The sequence below is a fragment of the Sulfitobacter sp. 1A15258 genome (assembly GCF_043557045.1).
Lineage (GTDB): Bacteria > Pseudomonadota > Alphaproteobacteria > Rhodobacterales > Rhodobacteraceae > Sulfitobacter > Sulfitobacter faviae.
Genome location: NZ_JBIFFK010000004.1, coordinates 107,847 through 127,030 on the forward strand (window position 1 = coordinate 107,847; position 19,184 = coordinate 127,030).

General features: G+C 62.9%; 18 protein-coding genes. 13 read left to right on the plus strand and 5 right to left on the minus strand.

Annotated features, from left to right (window positions below):
• The first annotated feature begins 150 nt into the window (after positions 1–150).
• Positions 151–1,005, plus strand: coding sequence for a fumarylacetoacetate hydrolase family protein (locus ACGYK9_RS10085; RefSeq protein WP_394410628.1), 855 nt, complete (start codon positions 151–153; stop codon positions 1,003–1,005).
• Positions 1,006–1,036: 31 nt separating this feature from the next.
• Here ACGYK9_RS10085 and ACGYK9_RS10090 read toward each other — a convergent pair whose 3' ends face one another.
• The gene (locus tag ACGYK9_RS10090) at positions 1,037–3,109 is read right to left on the minus strand and encodes an ATP-binding protein (protein WP_394410625.1); all 2,073 of its coding nucleotides are present in this window, start codon (positions 3,107–3,109) and stop codon (positions 1,037–1,039) included.
• Between the two features lie 162 nt (positions 3,110–3,271).
• Positions 3,272–4,135 (minus strand): alpha/beta fold hydrolase, encoded by an 864-nt coding sequence (locus ACGYK9_RS10095; protein ID WP_394410622.1) that lies wholly within the window; start codon positions 4,133–4,135, stop codon positions 3,272–3,274.
• Between the two features lie 233 nt (positions 4,136–4,368).
• Here ACGYK9_RS10095 and ACGYK9_RS10100 point away from each other — a divergent pair, with 233 nt between their 5' ends.
• Positions 4,369–4,974, plus strand: a complete 606-nt coding sequence (locus tag ACGYK9_RS10100; RefSeq protein WP_067265514.1) for a helix-turn-helix transcriptional regulator — start codon at positions 4,369–4,371, stop codon at positions 4,972–4,974.
• 13 nt (positions 4,975–4,987) lie between these two features.
• Here ACGYK9_RS10100 and ACGYK9_RS10105 read toward each other — a convergent pair whose 3' ends face one another.
• On the minus strand, positions 4,988–5,212 hold the full coding sequence (locus ACGYK9_RS10105) for a hypothetical protein (protein ID WP_394403211.1): 225 nt from the start codon (positions 5,210–5,212) through the stop codon (positions 4,988–4,990).
• 286 nt (positions 5,213–5,498) lie between these two features.
• Here ACGYK9_RS10105 and ACGYK9_RS10110 point away from each other — a divergent pair, with 286 nt between their 5' ends.
• Both ACGYK9_RS10110 and ACGYK9_RS10115 read left to right on the plus strand, forming a co-directional pair.
• Positions 5,499–8,024 carry a PAS domain-containing protein gene (locus ACGYK9_RS10110; RefSeq protein ID WP_394410619.1) on the plus strand — a complete coding sequence of 842 codons (2,526 nt, stop codon included), beginning with the start codon at positions 5,499–5,501 and terminating at the stop codon, positions 8,022–8,024.
• A 1-nt stretch (position 8,025) separates the two neighbouring features.
• The gene (locus tag ACGYK9_RS10115; protein ID WP_394410616.1) at positions 8,026–8,664 is read left to right on the plus strand and encodes a response regulator transcription factor; all 639 of its coding nucleotides are present in this window, start codon (positions 8,026–8,028) and stop codon (positions 8,662–8,664) included.
• A 105-nt stretch (positions 8,665–8,769) separates the two neighbouring features.
• Here ACGYK9_RS10115 and ACGYK9_RS10120 read toward each other — a convergent pair whose 3' ends face one another.
• Complete coding sequence (locus tag ACGYK9_RS10120) at positions 8,770–9,891, minus strand: Do family serine endopeptidase (RefSeq protein WP_394410613.1); 1,122 nt, start codon at positions 9,889–9,891, stop codon at positions 8,770–8,772.
• Positions 9,892–10,053: 162 nt separating this feature from the next.
• Between ACGYK9_RS10120 and ACGYK9_RS10125 the strand changes: the two genes are divergently transcribed.
• The 6 genes from ACGYK9_RS10125 (at position 10,054) to ACGYK9_RS10150 (ending at position 15,807) form a co-directional block, all read left to right on the plus strand.
• Positions 10,054–10,725: a response regulator gene (locus ACGYK9_RS10125; RefSeq protein WP_394410610.1), complete on the plus strand. Its 672-nt coding sequence runs from the start codon at positions 10,054–10,056 to the stop codon at positions 10,723–10,725.
• A complete protein-coding gene (locus ACGYK9_RS10130) occupies positions 10,722–12,071 on the plus strand; it encodes a sensor histidine kinase (RefSeq protein ID WP_394410607.1) in 1,350 nt (449 codons plus the stop codon). Before ACGYK9_RS10125 ends, ACGYK9_RS10130 begins: the two co-directional genes overlap by 4 nt.
• Before the next feature lie 90 nt (positions 12,072–12,161).
• Positions 12,162–13,640 carry a cytochrome ubiquinol oxidase subunit I gene (locus ACGYK9_RS10135; protein WP_394410604.1) on the plus strand — a complete coding sequence of 493 codons (1,479 nt, stop codon included), beginning with the start codon at positions 12,162–12,164 and terminating at the stop codon, positions 13,638–13,640.
• Position 13,641: 1 nt separating this feature from the next.
• Positions 13,642–14,649, plus strand: a complete 1,008-nt coding sequence (gene cydB, locus ACGYK9_RS10140; RefSeq protein WP_209218325.1) for a cytochrome d ubiquinol oxidase subunit II — start codon at positions 13,642–13,644, stop codon at positions 14,647–14,649.
• Positions 14,649–14,759, plus strand: a complete 111-nt coding sequence (locus ACGYK9_RS10145) for a DUF2474 family protein (RefSeq protein ID WP_136720396.1) — start codon at positions 14,649–14,651, stop codon at positions 14,757–14,759. The genes cydB and ACGYK9_RS10145 overlap by 1 nt, the downstream gene beginning before the upstream one ends.
• Before the next feature lie 82 nt (positions 14,760–14,841).
• Entirely contained in the window at positions 14,842–15,807 is a 966-nt protein-coding gene (locus ACGYK9_RS10150; RefSeq protein WP_394410600.1) for an NADPH:quinone oxidoreductase family protein, read from the plus strand.
• Here ACGYK9_RS10150 and ACGYK9_RS10155 read toward each other — a convergent pair.
• Positions 15,804–16,784 (minus strand): DMT family transporter, encoded by a 981-nt coding sequence (locus tag ACGYK9_RS10155; protein WP_394410597.1) that lies wholly within the window; start codon positions 16,782–16,784, stop codon positions 15,804–15,806. The two genes, ACGYK9_RS10150 and ACGYK9_RS10155, sit on opposite strands and share 4 nt — an antisense overlap.
• A gap of 103 nt (positions 16,785–16,887) precedes the next feature.
• On the opposite strand from ACGYK9_RS10155, the gene ACGYK9_RS10160 reads away from it, so the two are divergent.
• From ACGYK9_RS10160 to ACGYK9_RS10170, 3 genes are all read left to right on the plus strand, one after another.
• On the plus strand, positions 16,888–17,409 hold the full coding sequence (locus tag ACGYK9_RS10160; protein ID WP_394410594.1) for a CoxG family protein: 522 nt from the start codon (positions 16,888–16,890) through the stop codon (positions 17,407–17,409).
• A 63-nt stretch (positions 17,410–17,472) separates the two neighbouring features.
• Entirely contained in the window at positions 17,473–18,402 is a 930-nt protein-coding gene (locus ACGYK9_RS10165) for an ABC transporter ATP-binding protein (RefSeq protein WP_394410591.1), read from the plus strand.
• Entirely contained in the window at positions 18,399–19,160 is a 762-nt protein-coding gene (locus ACGYK9_RS10170) for an ABC transporter permease (RefSeq protein ID WP_067265544.1), read from the plus strand. Before ACGYK9_RS10165 ends, ACGYK9_RS10170 begins: the two co-directional genes overlap by 4 nt.
• Positions 19,161–19,184: the final 24 nt, after the last annotated feature.

Here is a 19,184-nt window from a genome sequence, read left to right on the forward strand (position 1 = left end):
AATTGGGGCAAGAACAAGTCTTTTCACCCCGGTAAGCAGATGGATGCCGATTGGCAGGGGGTGAGTGCGCCACTTTGCAAAGCGGTGGCCATCGTAAATCGAGCAGCTATGGTACGGCCAACGAGGGTTGCGAAGAGGGGAGATTTGACCATGCAATTGATGCGATACGGGGCGCGGGACGGCGCGAAAACGCCGGTGGTGCTGGATGCGGCAGGGCAGGCGCGCGATGTCAGCAGCCTTGTGCCGGACTTCACGCCCGAGACGATCCCGACTTTGCGCGAGGTGCTGGACGGTGTCGATCTGGAAGGGCTGCCGCTGGCCCAGACCCAAGGCCAGCGCATCGCCGCACCGGTCAGCCAGCCGCGCAACATCTGGGGCGTCGGGTTGAACTATTCCGACCATGCGGCGGAGTCGGGCATGGAGGTGCCGCGCGAGCCGATCCTGTTCAATAAGGCCAGCCGCACCTATTGCGGGCCGAACGATCCGCTTCTCTATTCCAAGGAGGTGAGCAAGCTTGATTGGGAGGTCGAGTTGGGCGTGGTAATCGGGCGTACCACGCTGAACGTCAGCCGCGATCAGGCGTTGGATCATGTGCTGGGCTATTGCGTCGTCAATGACGTGTCCGAGCGCGCGTGGCAGGCCGAGCGGGGCGGGCAATGGGTCAAGGGCAAGAGCTTTCCCAACTTCTGCCCTACAGGGCCGCTTTTGGTGACGGGGGATGAGTTGGGCGATCCCGGCAAGCTGTCGCTCTGGACCGAGATCAATGGCGAGCGGCTGCAAGATGGTTCTACCGAAAAGATGATCTTCGATGTGGCGACGATTATCTCCTATATGTCCGAATTCATCCAGTTGGAGCCGGGCGACCTGATCTGCACGGGCACCCCGCCGGGCGTGGGCATGGGGCTGAAACCGCAACGCTATCTCAGCCCCGGCGACCGGGTTCGGCTGGGTGTGCAAGGGCTGGGCGAGCAGGACCAAGTGGTGGAGCACCTGCCCGCGCGGTGAGCCGCGATCTCGAAGCGCCGACGCGCGGCCTTCAGGCCAATTCGGCCTCCCGCGCTTCGGCGGCGGCGAGGGCAAGGGCAGGGCGCAGAGGCAGGGTCAGCAAAAAGCTACTGCCCTTGCCCATGATGCTGGTGGCGACAAGGCTGCCGCCATGGGCGGTGGCGATGTCGCGCGAAATGGCAAGGCCCAGCCCGGTGCCGCCAAAGCGCCGGGTGGCGGTGGAATCGACCTGATGGAAGGGTTCGAAAACGCGCTCCAGTTCATCTTCGGGGATGCCGATGCCGGAATCCGTCACGCGGAATTCCACCACCTCCCCCCGGATGCGGCAGGTCAGCGAGATGGTCCCTTCGTCGGAGAATTTCGTCGCATTGCTTAGCAGGTTGATCAACACTTGCTGAATGCGTTTGCCATCGGCCAGCATCACGCCGCTGGCCGATTTCACCTTTAACTCCAGCCCTTTGTCTTCGACCATCGGGCGCAGCTGATCTGCGGTCGGGGTGACGATATCGTCGATCTGCACCGGCTCCATCGCGATGGACAGGCTGCCCGCGTCGATCTTGGCAAAGTCGAGAACCTCGTTGATCAGGGTCAGCAGGTGATTGCCCGACCGCTCGACCGTTTGCATGATGTCGCCCAGTTTGGACATCGTCGCCGACAGCTTGGGGGAGAGCGTCTCGCGGGTCTGGGGATCAGCCTCGATGGCGGTGCATAGGTCACGCGCCGCCGGGGTCCGGTCGAAATGCCGCGCAAGGCGGACATGGCCCAGAATGACGGTCAGCGGCGTGCGCAATTCATGGCTCAGCACGCCCATGAAATCGGTCTTGGCCTTGTTCGCGTCCTCGGCGGTCAAAAGCGCCTTTTTCAGATCGGTCACGTCGATCCGCAGACCCACGACGCTGCCGTCCTTCATCCGCCGGTCCGACGTGCGGATGATGCGGCCATCGGGCATGCGCTGCTCGGTCTCGAAGGCGCCGTTCTCTCGTTTTTCCAGCCAGATGCGGATCCATTCTTCTTCCTTGCCGATGGCATCGGGGACCATGCCGCGGCGAATGCTGTCCCGCACGATCTGTTCATAGGTCGAGCCGGGCTTCACCACGTCGCTATAGCCATGAATCTCGCGGTATTTTTCGTTGCAAAGCACCAAAGTGCCCTTGGCGTCATACATGACGAAACCGTGGTCCAAGGCTTCGACACCGGTGCGCAGCCGTTCTTCGGCAAGTTTGCGGTTGTCGGCCAGACGCATGATGTACCACGCAAAAATCGTAACGCCGAGCGCGCCTTGCAGACGCAACAGCCAGTTCAGCCAGAAGTCCGGGCGGTGCTCTGGCCAGCCGCCTTTGACCGTGGCGGCTAGCTGCCAAGTGCCGAAGGCAAAGCTGAAGTCGAGCTTGATCGGGTCGACCAAGGTTAGTTCGGGGTCGCCGATGATGGTCTGTTCGACCTCTCCCTCTGGCGTCAACTCGCGGATGGCCAGATCGTATTTTTCGGTCAGTTCGGGGATTTGCAACCGGCTGACGAGGGCATCGTAATCCACCACCATCGAGAGGATGCCCCAAGGCGTGTCCGGCGCGGCATTGGTGCCGGTTGAATCAAAGATCGGATGTCGCAGGATCAGCCCGCGCCCGCCCTGCACCAGATCGACCGGGCCGGTCACCAGCCCTTCACCGCTTTGCAAAGCCTGTTCGACTTTCGGCAATTGCGCCGCGTTCTGGCGGTAGTCCAGCCCCAGCACGCCGCGATTGGCCTCATAGGGGTGGACGATGGTGACAACGAGGTCGGGGGCCACGGCGAGGTTGATGACATCCGGGTTCTCGGCCATGAACTCTGCCGCGCGGGCGCTGAATTCGGATTGGGTGATCGTCGGGTTCTCGCTGATGACGGTGGCCAATTCGCGCAGTTTCAGGATCTGCTCGAAGATATCCGCGCGGATCCGCTCGCGGACTTCGATCAGCTCCAAGGTGGTGTCGAGCTCCAGATCCTGCATGTAGGTCTGGTAGGACAGCGTCTCGATCCGATGGCCAAAGCCAAGGACAACGGCGCAGAGCGCGACCAGCACGACAATCCGTTTCGCACGCTGAGACAGCGCATTTCTGATCTTTTCCATGCCGGCTTTGCCCAAAATGGTCCCTGTCCTCCACGCTCCGGCCTTCTGAGGGCCGGATACGCCCCGGGGGCATTAGACCGCACAGTTCTTTGTTGACGCAAGAAAAATACCCGGATGCATGCAAATGCCGGGGCGGTAGCGTCAATTTTGCATAAATCGCGCCTATGGGGGTGCGGATTGTCCCCACAATTCAACCAGAACGCGACGCAGCAGGGCGATATCTTGGGGGTTGGACATGCTGGGGGCATGGCCGCAGCCGGGGAATTCGGTCATGCCGGGCCGGGGGCCGCTTTGCGTCATGCGCCTTGCGGCCTTGGGTTGCAGCAGGTCCGACTGCGCGCCGCGCAGCAGATGGGTGGGCGTGCGGGTCCGTGACCAACGGTCCCATGTCGACAACTCATGCGCCGAGGCGGTGAATTGCACGGTGATGCGCGGATCATAATGCAGGGTCAGCCCTCCATCCCCACGGCGCCGCAGTGACGACCGCGCCATGCGCTGCCAATAGGCATCTGCCGCCGGGCCGAAGGGGGCGTAGGTCTGGCGCAGCCAGGCTTCTCCTTCGGCGAAACTGTCGAAGGCGGGCAGGCTGCCCACATAGGAAAGGATCCGCTGCACCGCGGCCTCAGGCAGTTCGGGGCTGATGTCATTCACCACCAAGGCGCTGACGCGCTGCGCCTCGGGGCTAGAGGCGACATGCATCCCGATCATGCCGCCCAAGGAGGTGCCGAACCACGCGGCGCGGTCGATCTGGAAGTGATCCAAAAGCCCCGTCGCGATTTGCGCGTAATGTTCGACCGAATATTCCACCTCAGGGTCTCGCGCCCAACTCGACCTTCCGCGCCCGATCATATCAGGACAGAGCACATGGAAATCTCGCGACAGGGCAGCGGCGGCCTCATCGAAATCGCGCCCGGTGCGGGCCAGACCGTGCAGCATTAGCACTGCAGGCTTCTTACGATCACCCCATTCGGCGACATGCACCTCATGACCCATTACGGGGACAAAGTGGAACTGGGGGGCGGTCATTGGCGCGTGCCTTTCCGGGTCAGCATGGGCATAGCGCGGGTGATGCCACCCGCGCCCTTGCCCCCTGCCAGCCGTACCCGCGCGACCGCGGCCCGCGCGATCATGGCGCGTCCGCCATGCGCTTGCGTGTTAGCATCGCGTCCTCCCTGCGCGGGCCAGCGCCGTGTTGCGCCGCCTCCTCCCGTCGACTAGCTTGCGGTTTCAGCATCGGAAATAGAGTTAAACGGAGCAAGATGGTGGAAATACGTACCGACGATTGCTTTGCGCAGGGGCGCTTTGAAGAGCTTGCCTTTGTTCATGCGCCCGTCGGGCTTGTCGTGACCGAGAACCGCTGCATCCGTGATTGCAACAACGCCTTCGCGGCGATGTTCGGCTATGCGCGCGGCGATCTGCGCGACCAGCTTTTCGCCATTCTCTACCCCTCGGATGAAGAGTTCGTAAATATCCGCGACCGCGGCGTGGACCAGCTGCGCAAGACCAATACCTATTGGGACGAGCGTATCATGGCACGGCGCGACGGCAGCCTGTTCTGGTGCCGGGTGCGCGGCCATTCCTTCACCCCCGAACGCCCGCTCGACCGCGCGGTCTGGAGCTTTGCGGACCTCTCTGCCGAGCGGCCCTATCTGCCGCTGACCAGACGCGAGCGCGAGATCCTGAGCCATCTGGCAGAGGGGCTGACCAGCAAGCAAATCGCGCTCAACCTCGATATCTCGCACCGGACGGTAGAGGTCTATCGCGCGAAATTGCTCAAGAAATTCGGGGTCAGCAATACGTCGGGCCTGTTTCATTCGTTGGGCGGGATCGACAGTGACCATGTGGTGTCCAACAGTACGAAGTGAGCGGTCTCGGCGCTTAGCCCGCGTCATTCCATTCATCACCCTGTTCGGCGCTCTGTGGGGGCGGGGCCGCGGCAGGCTGCGCTTCACCGTCGGATTTGCCCGCTTTCTCAGCGGCTTCGGCCATCGCGTCGGCCCGAGCGTAGAGGCTGTGGATCTCCATCAGATCGGCCTGCGTGGGCGTCTTGCTTTCTGCCTTTGCGTCAGAGGGCTTCGAGGGTGGGGTTTCACTATCTGTCACTGCAAAATCCGCGTTTTGACCATGTATCACACGGCCAATTCCGTGGGGTGAGCACAAGCTACCGGCCTGAAATTGCGCCGCCAATTGGGCAAAGCCCCAGCCGGGTCAGGGTTATCCCCTATAGTCGGGAATAAGCTGCTGAAATTGGGGCGGATATTTTCACGAATTTATGGCGCGCCGTCGTATACCCGTTTTGCGAGGCGGTTTAATCGGCCCTTGTCAGGGTTTCCCCCAATAGACAGGGGAGCCGAAAAAGCAGACCTTTTGAGGGAAAGTAGAGGTGCGCATGAGCTTGGTCGCGGCGTTTACATTGATTGCGCTGTGCGGGATCGTCTTGTCCGGCGTGATGATCGCCAAGCAGATCGGCGATGCGATCAACCGTTTCGCCGTGGGGGGCGCGGTTGCGGTCTTGGCGCTTTATGTCGCCGTAGTATTGGCATCGGCCCCGCGCGGCGGCGCCTATGGGGATCCGATCGAACTGGTCTTTGCGGTGGCGGCGCTTGCGGTGCTGGTGGCGGAGGTCTGGCGCGTGATGCGCAACCGGCGCAAGCTGCAAAACACCGCCAACACCGATGAGACACGGCGCAGATTGCCCGACTTCCTCGACCATTTGCCGGTGCAGGCGGCCTTTCTCACGCCCAATATGACCTATGCTTTCGTCAATGACGCCTATAGCGCGTCCTTCGGCAGGCCAGCGGATGAGATCGTGGGCAAACACCTGTCGCAGATCGTCCCACCGGACCTGCTGGACGAGATTTCGGACAACCTTGAAAAGGCCTTGGCCGGGCGGCAGGTCACATGGCATTTCGATTTCTCGCGCCCCGTGCTGGACCGCACCCAAGGGGCGGCGGTCTATCAGCCGCTGTCCGACCGGGGGCAGGTGGTGGGCGTTTTGGTCATGATCATGGACCGCTCCGCCGTGCAGGACGCGGTGCATGAGGCAGAGGTCAGCGCGGCGAAACATGCGCTTGCAGCAGAGGTGGCGGGGATCGGCTATCTGGAGTGGGATCAGCAGGGCGCGCTGGTCGATGCCTCGCCCGAGGTGGAAGCGCTTTTGGGTCGCGACGCGCAAAACCTGCGCGAGATGTGGCAGCAGGGGCAGAGTTTCGTGGAGCCGCGAAGCCGCGCCACGATCCGCAACAACCTGCATATGGTGCATATGGCAGGCAGCCGTCCGCGCGATGTGGTGGAGAACGTCAAGTTTCTTGCCGCCAGCGGACGCCAGATCGAAGCGCGCGCCTGCATTCGCCGTTTGGACCGGGGCCGTCATGTGCATCTGCTGGCCGCGATTCAAGATGTGACGGATCAGCAAAACGTGCTGACCGAACTGGTGGAAAGCGAAACCCGCTTTCGCGACTTCACCGAAAGCGCGACCGATTGGGTCTGGGAGATGGACGCCGAAGGGCGTTTCACCTTTCTGTCTGGCGGGGGCCGTCAGACCGATGCGGAGAGCCCGATCTTCGATCTGGGCAAGACCCTTGCCGAAGCCGATGTGGCGAAAGACCAAGGGGATTACGACCTGCTGAAACAACGCTTCGCCGCGCGAGAAACCTTTCGCGATCTGCGATTGGTCTTGCCCTTGGGGGAGGGGCGGACACGGCAGATCGACATGTCAGGCAAACCTTTCTTCGATGCCGAAGCAGAACTGGCAGGCTATCGCGGCACCTGTTTCGACATGACCGAAATCGCCACCGCCGAGACCGAGCGCAAAAGCGCATTGGAGGCTCTGGCGCTGGCTTTCGAGAATATCTCGACCATGGTGGCGCTCTTCGACAGCAGCGACCGGCTGGTCTATTGCAACGAGGAATATCGCGCGACCTATGCCGGGATGGAGGGCGATATCATCGGGAAACATTTCGATGAACTGCTCGCCCATTTCACCCAGACCGGCAAATTGGCGACGACCACCGAAGGCAAGTTCCGCTGGAGCGCGCAGCGGCTCGACCGGCGCAACGCCCCGGCCAAGTTCTTTCGCGCGCGGACATCGACGGGCCGTTGGCTAGAAGTGACGGATTACCCCGTGGCCGCGGGCGGGCTTTTGACCATCGCATCCGACATCACCGAAAAGGTCGAGCGCGAAGAGCGGCTGCACCGGCATGAAACGGCGCTGCAACTGCTCAACCGGCGCGAAACTCTGGGCCAGATGACCGCCGCCATCGCCCATGAATTGAACCAGCCTTTAGCCGCTATTCACAATTTTGCCGCAGGCTGCGTGCTGCGTGCCAAGAACGACCAGCTTGAGAGAGAGGATATGATCGCCGTGCTCAACAATATGCAAAGCCAATCTGAACGGGCCAGCGCCATCCTGCGCTCCATGTCGAACTATCTGCATAGCGACGATGCCGACCGCAATGCGGTCCGCTTTGACGATATCCTCCGCTCGGTGCAGCTGCTGATCCAGCCAGAGAGCTCGGCCACCGGGGTCGCCGTGACCATCGACGATCAATGTGGGGAGGTCACCCTGCATTGCGCCCGGATCGAGATCGAGCAGCTGTTGATCAACCTGATCAAGAATGGCATCGACGCCTGTCGGGAGGCGGAGCGTGCGGATGCCGAAGTCTCGGTCACCGCGCGCTGCGAAGCCGGGGAGATCGTGATCGACGTGGCCGACGCGGGGCGCGGCTTTGCCCCGGACATGCCCGCGCAGACCGCTTTCAGCGCCTTCCGCTCTACAAAGGACAAGGGGCTTGGCGTGGGGCTGGCGATTTGCGAAACGATCGTTCTGTCCCATGGCGGAACGATCGCCGTGACGAAATCCGATGCCGAAGGCGCCTGCCTGACCGTGCGTCTGCCGTTGGAGGTGCAAAAGTAGAATGTCGCAAGAGGGGATCGTTTACGTCGTCGATGATGACGCCGCGGTGCGGGAGTCTCTGGTGTGGTTGCTGGGCTCCGTCGGACTGCGCGCCATTCCCTTTGCATCGGCGGCAGCGTTCCTTGATAGCTATGAGGACAACGGTTGCTGCTGCCTTGTGAGTGACGTGCGGATGCCGGGGATGAGCGGTTTGGAATTGCAAAAGGCGCTGAACGCGCGGGGGATCAAACTGCCGCTGATCCTGATGACGGCCTTCGGCGATGTCTCTACCGCCGTGACGGCGATGAAGGCGGGGGCGGTGGATTTTATTGAAAAACCCTTCAACAACCAAAACATGCTCGACCTGATCAACGCCGCCCTTCAGTCCGATGCGGCTCGGCGCAAGAGCAAGGCGGCAGAGGTCGAAAATGCGCAGCTTCTGGCCCGGCTCACCCCGCAGGAGCACCGGGTGTTCGAACGGGTGGCGGCGGGGCTTTCGAACCGCGAGATCGGCAGCGAGATGGACATCTCTATCAAGACGGTCGAGGTGCACCGCGCGCGGGTGATGCGCAAGCTTGAGGCGAATTCCGTGGCGGAACTGGTGCGGTTCCATATGCACAATGCGCCATCAGGCGAAGGTGATGGCGGCGAGGGCACATAAAAAGCCCCGGCAGTGCAGGACCACCGGGGCAGGCTGCCCAGCCCCCGGCGAGGGCGAAGGGCTGGGGGCTTCCCGGCGGCATGAGGAGCGCCGGGAAAGCGTGGATCACGCCGGCTTGGGTTCCAGCGCGCCCACGGTCACGTCGAGGGTCTGTTCAGACCCTTTGCGCAGCACGACGACCTCTGCCGCGCTCTCAGGCGTGGTGGTGGCCACGGCGCGGGTGAGGTCGCGCAGATCGTCCACTTCCGTGTCGCCGAAGGACAGGATGATGTCGCCCTTCTTGAGGCCCGCTTTGGCGGCGGGGCTGTCTTCGGTAATCGCTTCGATCACCGCGCCGCGCGGCTCGTCATAGCCCAGCACATTGGCGACCTCGGGGGTCATGGGCCGGATCTGCACGCCCAGCCAGCCCCGCTCGACCGACCCGTCATCGGCCAGATCGGCGACGATGGTCTGCACCAGATCCGAGGGCACCGAGAAGCCGATGCCGACCGAACCGCCGCCCGGCGACAGGATCGCGGTGTTCACGCCCACGACTTCGCCTTCGTTGTTAAAGAGCGGCCCGCCCGAGTTGCCGCGGTTGATCGCCGCGTCGGTCTGGATGAAGTCATCGAAAGGCCCGGCCTGAATGTCACGCGACAGGGCCGAAACGATGCCCGAAGTGACGGTGCCGCCAAGGCCAAAGGGGTTGCCCACGGCCACGACCTCATCACCCACGCGCAGGGTTTTCGAGGTGCCGAAGTCCACTTTGGGCAGGTCCACATCCGCAGAGACTTTCAGCAGCGCGATGTCGGTCATCGCGTCACTGCCCACTACTTCGGCGTCGAACTTACGGCCATCGGCGAGTTTCACGGTCACTGTCTCGGCACCTGCGACGACGTGGTGGTTGGTCACGATCTGGCCGTCCTCGGAGATGATAAAGCCCGAGCCCAGACCCTGACGCGGGGCGGGGGCGGCGCCATCCTGACCGGGCAGCATGTGCTCGAACCGGCGGCGCAGTTCCTCGGGCATGCCGGGGGGCAGCTGTTGCTGGGCCACGGCCTGCTGCTGCTTGCCGGTCACTTCGATGAAGACGACGGCCGGGGAGACGGCCTCGACCAGGTCGGCATAGCCGCCCGGCGGGACCGCAAGCGCGGCCGAGGGGGCCAGCGCCAGCATCGGCGTGGCGGCCATCGCGGCGCTCAGCGCAAGGGCGGCGGCGCGGGGGGCTTTGGAAAGGGTCTTGGTCATTGCATGCTCCTTGCTGTGCATTCGGTCGTTCCGGGAGCCTATCTGGACCTGCGGTTTTACAGTGCCTTGCCGCGCCCTATACAAATTTGTGAGATTGCCGACTGCGGGCTGCACGGGCGGCGAATTTGGCATAATTCATCGGCAATCCTACGTGAGGACACGATGAAACTGCTTGTTGTCGAAGACGATACCACCACCAGCACCTATATCGCGCGTGGCCTGCGCGAGGAGGGGCATGCGGTGGATGTGGTGGCCGATGGCCGCGACGGGTTGGTGCAGGCCACCACCGGGCAATATGACGTGCTGATCCTTGACCGGATGCTGCCCGAGTTGGATGGGCTGGCGCTGCTGAAAACCCTGCGCGGGGCGGGCAATACCACGCCGGTGCTGCTGCTGACGGCGATGGGCGCGGTGGAGGACCGGATCGACGGGCTCAATGCCGGGGCGGATGACTATCTGGTCAAACCCTTCGCCTTCGGAGAGCTCTCGGCGCGGGTCAACGCGCTGGCCCGCCGCCCGCAGGCGCTGGAGCAGGAGACGGTCCTGCGCGCGGGCGATCTGACCATGGACTTGATCAGCCGCAGGGTGACGCGGGCGGGCCAAGAGATCGACCTGCTGCCGCGGGAGTTTGCCCTCTTGGAGCATCTCTTGCGCCGAAAGGGCCGGGTGCAGACCCGCACCATGCTGCTGGAGGCGGTCTGGGAAATCTCTTTCGACCCGATGACCAATGTGGTCGAGACCCATATCAGCCGGTTGCGGGCCAAGGTCGACCGGCCCTTTGACAGCGAACTCATCCTGACCGTGCGCGGCGCGGGCTATAGGATCGACGCATGAGGGCGCGGCTGGCGGGGCTCTGGCGGTCGATGCCGCTGCGTCTGGCGCTTTTGCTGGTGCTTTTGTTCACCATCGTCAGCCTGCTCAGCCTCGCAGCCAGCTATGCGGTCACCCAACGGTCGTTCGAGCAAGCGATCCGCGCCGATCTGGCGCAGGACATGGCAGGCTTTCGTGCCGCCCCCGGCGCCGCCGCGCTCGCGCGGCTGGTCGAGGCGGAATCGCGTGAGACCGACCCGAACCGCCTGATCCTCAGCTACATCGGCCCCAACGGGCGCATTTACGGCAACGGGGCCATCGCGCGGGATAACGAGGGCTATCACATCGTCTCGATCGGCGCGGCGCGGGCGCAGTATACCGGGGTTTATCTGACCCTGACGGACACGCTTTATGGCGGGCTTCTGACCATCGCGCGCAGCCGGGCCGAAATCACGGCCCTGCGCGAGGTTTTCGTCAATATTCTGCTGGTAAGCCTGCTGCCCACGGTGCTGATCGCGCTCTCGGGCGGGCTGATCCTTGCCCGGCGCTCCAAACGCCATGTGGAGGTGATCCGTGCCACGCTAGACCGGCTGACGACAGGGGATCTGGCCGCAAGGGTCGCGCCGGGGCCGCGCTGGTCGGATGACCTGCTGCGCATCGGTGAGGCGGTGAACCAGATGGCCCGGGCGCAGGAAACCTCTGTCGCGGCGCTACGGCAGGTCTCTCTCGATATCGCGCATGACCTGAAGACCCCGATTCAGCGTGTCTCTGTCCATCTCGACGATCTGGACCGGGCCGAGGCTGCGGGCGCGGACCGCGCCGAACCGCTTGCCCGTGCCCGGTCCGAGTTGGAGGGCATCGCCGCGATCTTTCAATCGCTCTTGCAGTTGGCGCAGGTGGAGCAGGGCGAGGCCCGCGCCCATTTCTCCTCCGTCGACCTCACCGCGCTTTGCCGCACCATGGTTGAGCTTTACGAGCCTGCAGCAGGGGAGCAGGGCAAACGCCTGCTTTGCGATCTGCCCGAAACCCCTGTTCATGTCACCGGTGACCGCGCGCTTTTGGGGCAATTGCTGGCCAATCTGATCGAAAACGCCCTGCGCCATTCCGGCGATGCCGAGGCGGTGGAGGTCGCGCTGAGACAGGCGGCGGGGCAGGTCACGCTCACGGTGGCGGACGGCGGCCCCGGCATTCCGGCTGAGGACCGCGACAAAGTGTTGCAGCGGCTTTACCGGCTGGATCGCAGCCGGGGCACGCCGGGTCATGGGCTGGGTCTGGCGCTGGTCGATGGGGTGGCGAAACTCCATGGGGCAAGGCTGGAACTTGCCGACAACGCGCCGGGGCTGCGCGTCGTGGTGGCGTTCGACAGCTAGAGCGCGGGCCAAGCACTGCGGCAATTTAGCCTGTGCCGCTCCCGCCGCCCGGTCCTATATAGGTCAGGAAACAATACGCGGGGGCTTCATATGCTCGACGGTTACACCGCCGAAATCCTAGCGCGGGTGCAATTCGCATTCACGGTTTCGTTCCACATCATCTTCCCGGCCTTTTCGATCGGGTTGGCGAGCTTTCTGGCCGTGCTCAACGCGCTCTGGCTGTGGAAGCGCGAAGAGACCTATCTGAAGCTCTTTAACTACTGGAAGAAAATCTTCGCGGTGGCCTTTGGCATGGGGGTCGTGTCGGGCATCGTGATGTCCTACCAGATCGGCACCAACTGGTCGGTCTTTTCGGACAAGGCGGGGCCGGTGGTCGGGCCGCTGATGGCCTATGAGGTCCTCTCGGCCTTTTTCCTTGAGGCGGGCTTTTTGGGCATCATGCTTTTTGGCCGCAAACGGGTGGGCGACGGGCTGCATATGTTCGCCACAGCGCTGGTCGCGCTTGGCACGCTGGCCTCGGCCACATGGATCCTGTCGGTGAACTCTTGGATGCAGACGCCTGCGGGCTTTGCCATCAATGACGTGGGCCAGTTCGTGCCCGAGGATTGGTGGGCGATCGTTTTCAACCCCTCCTTCCCTTACCGTTTGGTGCATATGGTGTTGGCGGCCTATCTCACCACGGCGCTGGTCGTCGGCGGCGTCGGGGGGCTGCACCTGCTGCGCGACCGTGCGGATGCGGCGGCGCGGCGGATGTTCTCCATGGCGATGTGGATGCTTTTGCTGGTGACACCGCTGCAAATCCTCGCGGGCGATATGCACGGGCTGAACACGCTGGAGCATCAGCCCGCCAAGGTCATGGCGATGGAGGGGCATTACGACAGCCACCCCGAGGGCGCGCCGCTGATCCTCTTTGGTATCCCGAACCCCGAGGAAAAGCGCATCGACTATGCGGTTGAGATTCCCAAACTGTCGTCGCTGATCCTCAAACATGATCTGAACGCGCCGCTCGACGGGCTGGACACGATTCCGGACGCGGATGAGCCGCCGGTGGCCATCGTTTTCTGGTCTTTCCGCATCATGATCGCCCTTGGCTTTGCGATGCTGGGGTTGGGGCTTTGGGCCGCATTCGCGCGGTTGCGCGGGTGGCTTTACGATGCGCCAATGTTGCACCGTCTGGCGCTGGTGATGGGGCCGACCGGCTTTGTCGCGGTGCTGGCGGGCTGGATCACGACCGAGGTCGGGCGGCAGCCCTTCACCGTCTACGGGCTGTTGCGGACCTCGGAAAGCCTTGCCCCGATCGAGGCACCGGCGGTCGCGACCTCCCTGATCGCTTTCATTGTGGTGTATTTCTTCGTCTTCGGCGCGGGCACTTGGTATATTCTGGCGATGATGCGCAAGCCGGTTGTCGGCCATGTGCTGGAAGACGAGCGTGACGACGTTCAGGGGGACGACGCGCAAAACGGGGCGGCGCAGAACGACCCGGTGCGCGGCGAGGGGCCGATCCTTGCTGTCGGCGAAGAGGCGGCGGTCAGAGACAAGACCGCGCATAACAAGGGCGAGGAGAGCTGAGATGTTTGGACTTGAACTTTCGTTCATCTGGGCTGGGATCATCGCCGCAGCGGTGTTGATCTACGTCATCCTCGATGGCTTCGATCTGGGCGTTGGGCTGCTCTTTCCGATGACCAAGGATGAGGGCGAGCGCAATGTGATGATGAACTCGGTTGCGCCGATCTGGGACGGCAATGAGACGTGGCTAGTCTTGGGCGGCGGCGGGCTCTTCGCCGTTTTTCCGCTGGCCTATGCGGTGGTGATGCCCGCGCTTTACATGCCGATCATCCTGATGCTGCTGGGGCTGATCTTCCGCGGCGTCGCCTTTGAGTACCGTTGGCGCACGAAACGCTGGAAACCGCTTTGGGACATGGCGTTCTTCGGCGGCTCGCTGGTGGCCTCCTTCTGTCAGGGCATCGCCTTGGGCGCGCTGGTGCAGGGGATCGAGATCGAAGGCCGCGCCTATGCTGGCGGCTGGTGGGACTGGCTCACGCCCTTCTCGATCCTGACCGGTGTGGCGGTGACCACGGGCTATGCGCTCTTGGGTGCGACATGGCTCAACATGAAGCTTGAGGGCCGCATCCAAGCGCATATGCGCCGCCTTGCATGGCCGTTGGCGGTGGCGACACTGGTCTTCATGGGGCTGGTCAGCCTTTGGACCCCCTTCACCGATGCGGTCTATTTCGAACGCTGGTTCGCGTGGCCCACCGCGCTCTTCAGCGGCATCGTGCCACTTTTGGTGGCGCTGGCGGCTTTCGGCATGCTGCGCGGGTTGCAACGCCGCGGCGACAAGCAGCCGTTCTTCTGCGCGCTGGCGCTCTTCGTGCTGGGCTTCATCGGCATCGGGATCAGTTTCTACCCGCATATGGTGCCGCCCAGCCTGACCATTGCAGAGGCTGCCGCCCCGGATGAGAGCCTGATGTTCGCGCTGGTCGGCACGCTGGTGCTGCTGCCGCTGATCCTGAGCTACACCGCCTATGCCTATTGGGTGTTCCGCGGCAAGATCGACCCCGAGGAGGGCTACCACTGATGCGCCATTGGCTGAAACGCGCGGGCTGGTTCGTGGCGCTTTGGCTGGCCAGCGTCGCTTTGCTGGCGGTGGTGGCCTATGGGATCCGGCTGGTGATCATGCCCGGCTGACGCAGCGGCGCGGGCCACGGGTCTTGCCAAGCGCGCTGGCTTCTGGCCTCTTCGGGCCAAAGCAGCACGAAAGGACAGCCCGATGCGCGCCATGCAAGTCACCGCCTATGACGAACCGCTTACCCTGCAAGAGCTTGAGATGCCCATGCCGGGGCAAGGCGAGGTGCTGGTTCAGGTCGAGACCTGCGGGCTGAACTTTGGCGATCTGTTGATCATCAAAGGCACCTATCAGGAAAAACCGCCGTTGCCCTTCACGCTGGGGATGGAGATGGCGGGCACGATCACCGCTCTGGGCGCGGGGGTGGATCACCTGAAGGTCGGCCAGCGCGTGGCGGCCTATACCGGCTTTGACGGTCTGGCCGAATATGCCGCCATTCCGGCGGCAGTCTGCGTGCCGATCCCCGAAGAGATGACAGCGGTCGACGCGGCGGCCTTTCTGATCGCCTATGGCACCAGCCATGTGGCGCTGGACTATAAGGCGCGGTTGCAGCCGGGCGAGCGGCTGCTGGTCTTGGGCGCATCGGGCGGCATCGGGCTGACGGCGGTGGAACTGGGCAAGCTGATGGGGGCCGAGGTGATCGCCGTGGCGCGCGGTGAAGATAAGCTCGCCGTTTGCAAAGAGGCGGGTGCCGATCATCTGATTAATTCCGAGACCGACGACATCCGCGCCATCGTCAAAGAATTGGGCGGGGCCGATGTGGTCTATGACCCGGTGGGCGGCGATCAGTTCAAAGCCGCCATGCGCGCCTGCAACCCCGAAGCGCGGCTGATCCCCTTGGGCTTTGCCAGCGGCGAGGTGCCGCAGATCCCGGCCAATATCCTGCTGGTGAAAAACCTCACCGTCTTGGGCTTTTACTGGGGCGGCTATGCCAAGATCAAACCTTCGGTCCTGACCGACAGTTTCGCCGAGCTGATCAAATGGTATGTGGCGGGCAAGCTGAAACCCCATGTCAGCAACGTGATGCCGCTGGAACAGGCCAATGAGGCGCTGGCCCTGCTGCGCGACCGCAAGGCGACCGGCAAAGTGGTGGTCAAGGTGGCGGCTTAAGCCCGCCGCCCGCCCTGCAAACGGGTCACGCGCAGCGCCTTCTGGCGCTCGCGCAGGTAGACGAACAGACCCGAGGCAAGGATCAGCGCGATCCCGACCCAGACCTCCCAGACCGGCAGGTCGCCGAAGATCACGAAACCCCAGAACACCGCCAGCGGCAGGCCGATATATTCGAACGGGGCCACGGTGGCGGCATCCCCCAGCCGGTAGGCTTGGCTGAGGCAATAGCCGATCAGCGCGATGTTCAGCCCGATGCCGAGGAAGGTGAGGTAATCCTCCCGTGCAGGCCAAATCCACGCGCGCAGCAGAAACTGGAGCGAGGCGTTGCTGCCCTCATCCACGAACCGCCCATCGCCTGCGATGACGAAGAACCCCAGCGACACGGCGACGAAGGCGGCCTGAATATAAACCATCAGCGCCGAGGCTTTGGAGTTCACGCCCAGCTTGCGGGTCATCAACTGGTTCAGCGCATAGGTCAGCGCCGCCAGTACCGGCAGCAGCAGAACCCAGCGGGAGGTTTCGAGCGTCGCGGTACTGGCCCAAGGGCGCATCATGATGACAACGCCGATGAAGCCTACAATCACCGCGCCAAGGCGCAGCGGGCCGACCTTTTCACCCAACAGCGGGATCGACAGCACCGTGATGAAAAGCGGTGCGGCAAAGAACAGCGCTGTCGCTTCGGCCAGCGGCAAAACCGATAGCGCCAGAAAGAACGACATGTTCGAGATCACGATGAGCAGCCCGCGCAGCAGATGCAGCCCCGGCTGCCGCGTCTTGAGTAGTTGAAACCCGCCTTCCAGCTTGACCAGCACCAACCCCAGCAGAATCCCGATGGCCGAGCGGGTGAAGACGATCTGATGCAGCGGATAGCCGCCCGACAGACGTTTGATCAGCATGTCATTGACCGAAATCGCGGCGACGCCGAGAAGGATCAGCCCGATCGCCAGTCCGGCGCGGTTATGGGAGTTACTTGTCATGGCAAAGACCTATCAGCCCGGCGCGTAAGGTCCAGCGCTTTGACATTGGTTTGCGCAGAATTCCCCGCTAGACTGTTGCGATACGCCAAAGGGAGAGCCAGCCATGCAGATGTCCGACACCCGCCAGATCGCCGCCACCCCCGCCGAGGTTTACGCGGCATTGCTGGACCCGGAGATGCTGCAAACCTGCGTGCCCGGCGCGCAAGACGTCTCAGGCTCGGTCAAAGAGGGTTATGACGCGACGGTGGTGCAAAAGGTCGGCCCGGTGAAAGCGACGTTCAAGGGCCATGTCACGCTCTCTGATCTGGTGCCGAACGAAGCGCTGACCATCACCGGCGAGGGCAAGGGCGGTGCCGCCGGTTTTGCCAAAGGCGGGGCCGAGGTGCGGCTGGCCGAAAAGGACGGCGGGACCGAGCTGAGTTATGATGTCGAGGCCAAGGTCGGCGGCAAGCTGGCGCAGCTTGGCAGCCGGATCATCGACGGTTTCGCCAAGAAAATGGCGGATCAGTTCTTCGACAACCTGCAATCCTCGCTCGAAGGTCCGGCAGAGGAGGGCGCAGAGGCGCCGGCCACCGATGAAGACGAGCCTGCCAAAAAGGGCTGGTTCGGCCGCGCTAAGACCTGAAGGCATCTGTTCAGCCGGTGCAAAGCTGGTTAGGTTGCGCGCCTTACCAAAGCGGAGACGACCATGCCGACAATCGTGGATATTCAAAACCTGCGTAAATCCTACGCGGGCGGTTTCGAGGCGCTCAAAGGGGTCAACTTGCAGATCGAGAAGGGCGAGATTCTCGCGCTTCTGGGCTCGAACGGGGCGGGGAAGACGACGCTCATTTCGACCATCTGTGGCATCACCACCGCGACCAGCGGCAAGGTGACCGTCGGCGGCCATGACATTCGGGATGATTTCCGCGCGGCCCGGTCGATGATCGGGCTGGTCCCGCAGGAGATCAATCTGGAGCCCTTCGAGCGGGTGCTGAACACCGTGCGCTTCTCGCGCGGGCTGTTTGGCCGTCCGGCGGATGAGGCGGTGTTGGAGAAAATCCTGCGGCAACTCTCGCTCTGGGACAAGAAAGACAGCCAGATCCGCGAGTTGTCGGGCGGGATGAAACGCCGCGTGCTGATCGCCAAGGCGCTGGCGCATGACCCCAAGGTGCTGTTCCTCGACGAGCCGACCGCGGGCGTCGATGTGGAACTGCGCAAAGACATGTGGGAGATCGTGGCGGGGCTGAAAGCCTCGGGCGTGACGATCATCCTGACCACCCATTATATCGAAGAGGCCGAGGCCATCGCCGACCGGATTGGCGTCATCGCCAAGGGCGAATTGCTGCTGGTCGAAGAGAAACACGCGCTGATGTCGCGGATGGGCAAGAAGCAACTCGAAGTCCAACTGACCGAGCCGATCACCGAAGTGCCGCTGGCGCTGCAATCGCCGGACGTGGAATTGTCCGCCGATGGGCAATCGCTGATCTACACCTATGACACCAATGCCGAGCGGACCGGCATCACCAAACTGCTCTCCAAGGTCGCGGAAAGCGGTCTGGTGCTGCAAGACGTGGCGACACGGCAAAGCAGTTTGGAAGATATCTTTGTCGACCTGCTCAAGGAGGATGCGGCATGAACTGGACCGCGATCAAAGCCATCTACGCTTTTGAAATGGCGCGTTTCTTTCGCACCATCACGCAGAGCATCATCTCCCCGGTACTCTCGACCTCGCTTTACTTCGTGGTTTTCGGCGCCGCCATCGGCAGCCGCATCGATGAGGTCGAGGGCGTGAGCTACGGCGCCTTCATCGTGCCGGGGCTGATCATGCTCAGCGTCATCACGCAGTCGATCTCCAACGCCTCTTTCGGGATCTATTTCCCGAAGTTCATCGGCACGGTTTACGAGCTGCTCTCGGCCCCGATCAATTTCTTCGAGATCGTCATCGGCTATGTCGGCGCGGCGGCGACCAAGGCGCTCTTTATCGGCACGATCATCCTGATCACGGCCTTCTTCTTTGTCGACATCACGATCCAGCACCCCATCGCCATGGTGGCCTTCCTGATCCTGACTTGCATCAGCTTCGCGCTGATGGGCTTTATCATCGGCATCTGGGCGGGGAATTTTGAGCAGTTGCAACTGGTGCCGCTCTTGATCGTCACGCCGTTGGTCTTCCTTGGCGGGTCTTTCTACTCGATCTCGATGCTGCCGCCGGTCTGGCAGGTGATCTCGCATTTTAACCCGGTGGTCTATCTGATCTCGGGCTTTCGCTGGGCGTTTTTCGGCGCGGCGGATGTGCCGATCATCACCAGCCTTGCCGCCATCGCGCTGTTTACGGCGCTTTGCCTCGGCGTGATCTGGTGGATTTTCCGCACCGGCTGGCGTCTGCGGGCCTGAGCCTACGAAACTTGGGCGTCCGCC

Bases quoted from the DNA above. Each gene is read 5' to 3' on its own strand.
- ACGYK9_RS10085 (WP_394410628.1), top strand. From the start codon at position 151: ATGCAATTGATGCGATACGGGGCGCGGGACGGCGCGAAAACGCCGGTG.
- ACGYK9_RS10090 (WP_394410625.1), bottom strand. From the start codon at position 3,109: ATGGAAAAGATCAGAAATGCGCTGTCTCAGCGTGCGAAACGGATTGTC.
- ACGYK9_RS10095 (WP_394410622.1), bottom strand. From the start codon at position 4,135: ATGACCGCCCCCCAGTTCCACTTTGTCCCCGTAATGGGTCATGAGGTG.
- ACGYK9_RS10100 (WP_067265514.1), top strand. From the start codon at position 4,369: ATGGTGGAAATACGTACCGACGATTGCTTTGCGCAGGGGCGCTTTGAA.
- ACGYK9_RS10110 (WP_394410619.1), top strand. From the start codon at position 5,499: ATGAGCTTGGTCGCGGCGTTTACATTGATTGCGCTGTGCGGGATCGTC.
- ACGYK9_RS10115 (WP_394410616.1), top strand. From the start codon at position 8,026: ATGTCGCAAGAGGGGATCGTTTACGTCGTCGATGATGACGCCGCGGTG.
- ACGYK9_RS10120 (WP_394410613.1), bottom strand. From the start codon at position 9,891: ATGACCAAGACCCTTTCCAAAGCCCCCCGCGCCGCCGCCCTTGCGCTG.
- ACGYK9_RS10125 (WP_394410610.1), top strand. From the start codon at position 10,054: ATGAAACTGCTTGTTGTCGAAGACGATACCACCACCAGCACCTATATC.
- ACGYK9_RS10130 (WP_394410607.1), top strand. From the start codon at position 10,722: ATGAGGGCGCGGCTGGCGGGGCTCTGGCGGTCGATGCCGCTGCGTCTG.
- ACGYK9_RS10135 (WP_394410604.1), top strand. From the start codon at position 12,162: ATGCTCGACGGTTACACCGCCGAAATCCTAGCGCGGGTGCAATTCGCA.
- cydB (WP_209218325.1), top strand. From the start codon at position 13,642: ATGTTTGGACTTGAACTTTCGTTCATCTGGGCTGGGATCATCGCCGCA.
- ACGYK9_RS10145 (WP_136720396.1), top strand. From the start codon at position 14,649: ATGCGCCATTGGCTGAAACGCGCGGGCTGGTTCGTGGCGCTTTGGCTG.
- ACGYK9_RS10150 (WP_394410600.1), top strand. From the start codon at position 14,842: ATGCGCGCCATGCAAGTCACCGCCTATGACGAACCGCTTACCCTGCAA.
- ACGYK9_RS10155 (WP_394410597.1), bottom strand. From the start codon at position 16,784: ATGACAAGTAACTCCCATAACCGCGCCGGACTGGCGATCGGGCTGATC.
- ACGYK9_RS10160 (WP_394410594.1), top strand. From the start codon at position 16,888: ATGCAGATGTCCGACACCCGCCAGATCGCCGCCACCCCCGCCGAGGTT.
- ACGYK9_RS10165 (WP_394410591.1), top strand. From the start codon at position 17,473: ATGCCGACAATCGTGGATATTCAAAACCTGCGTAAATCCTACGCGGGC.
- ACGYK9_RS10170 (WP_067265544.1), top strand. From the start codon at position 18,399: ATGAACTGGACCGCGATCAAAGCCATCTACGCTTTTGAAATGGCGCGT.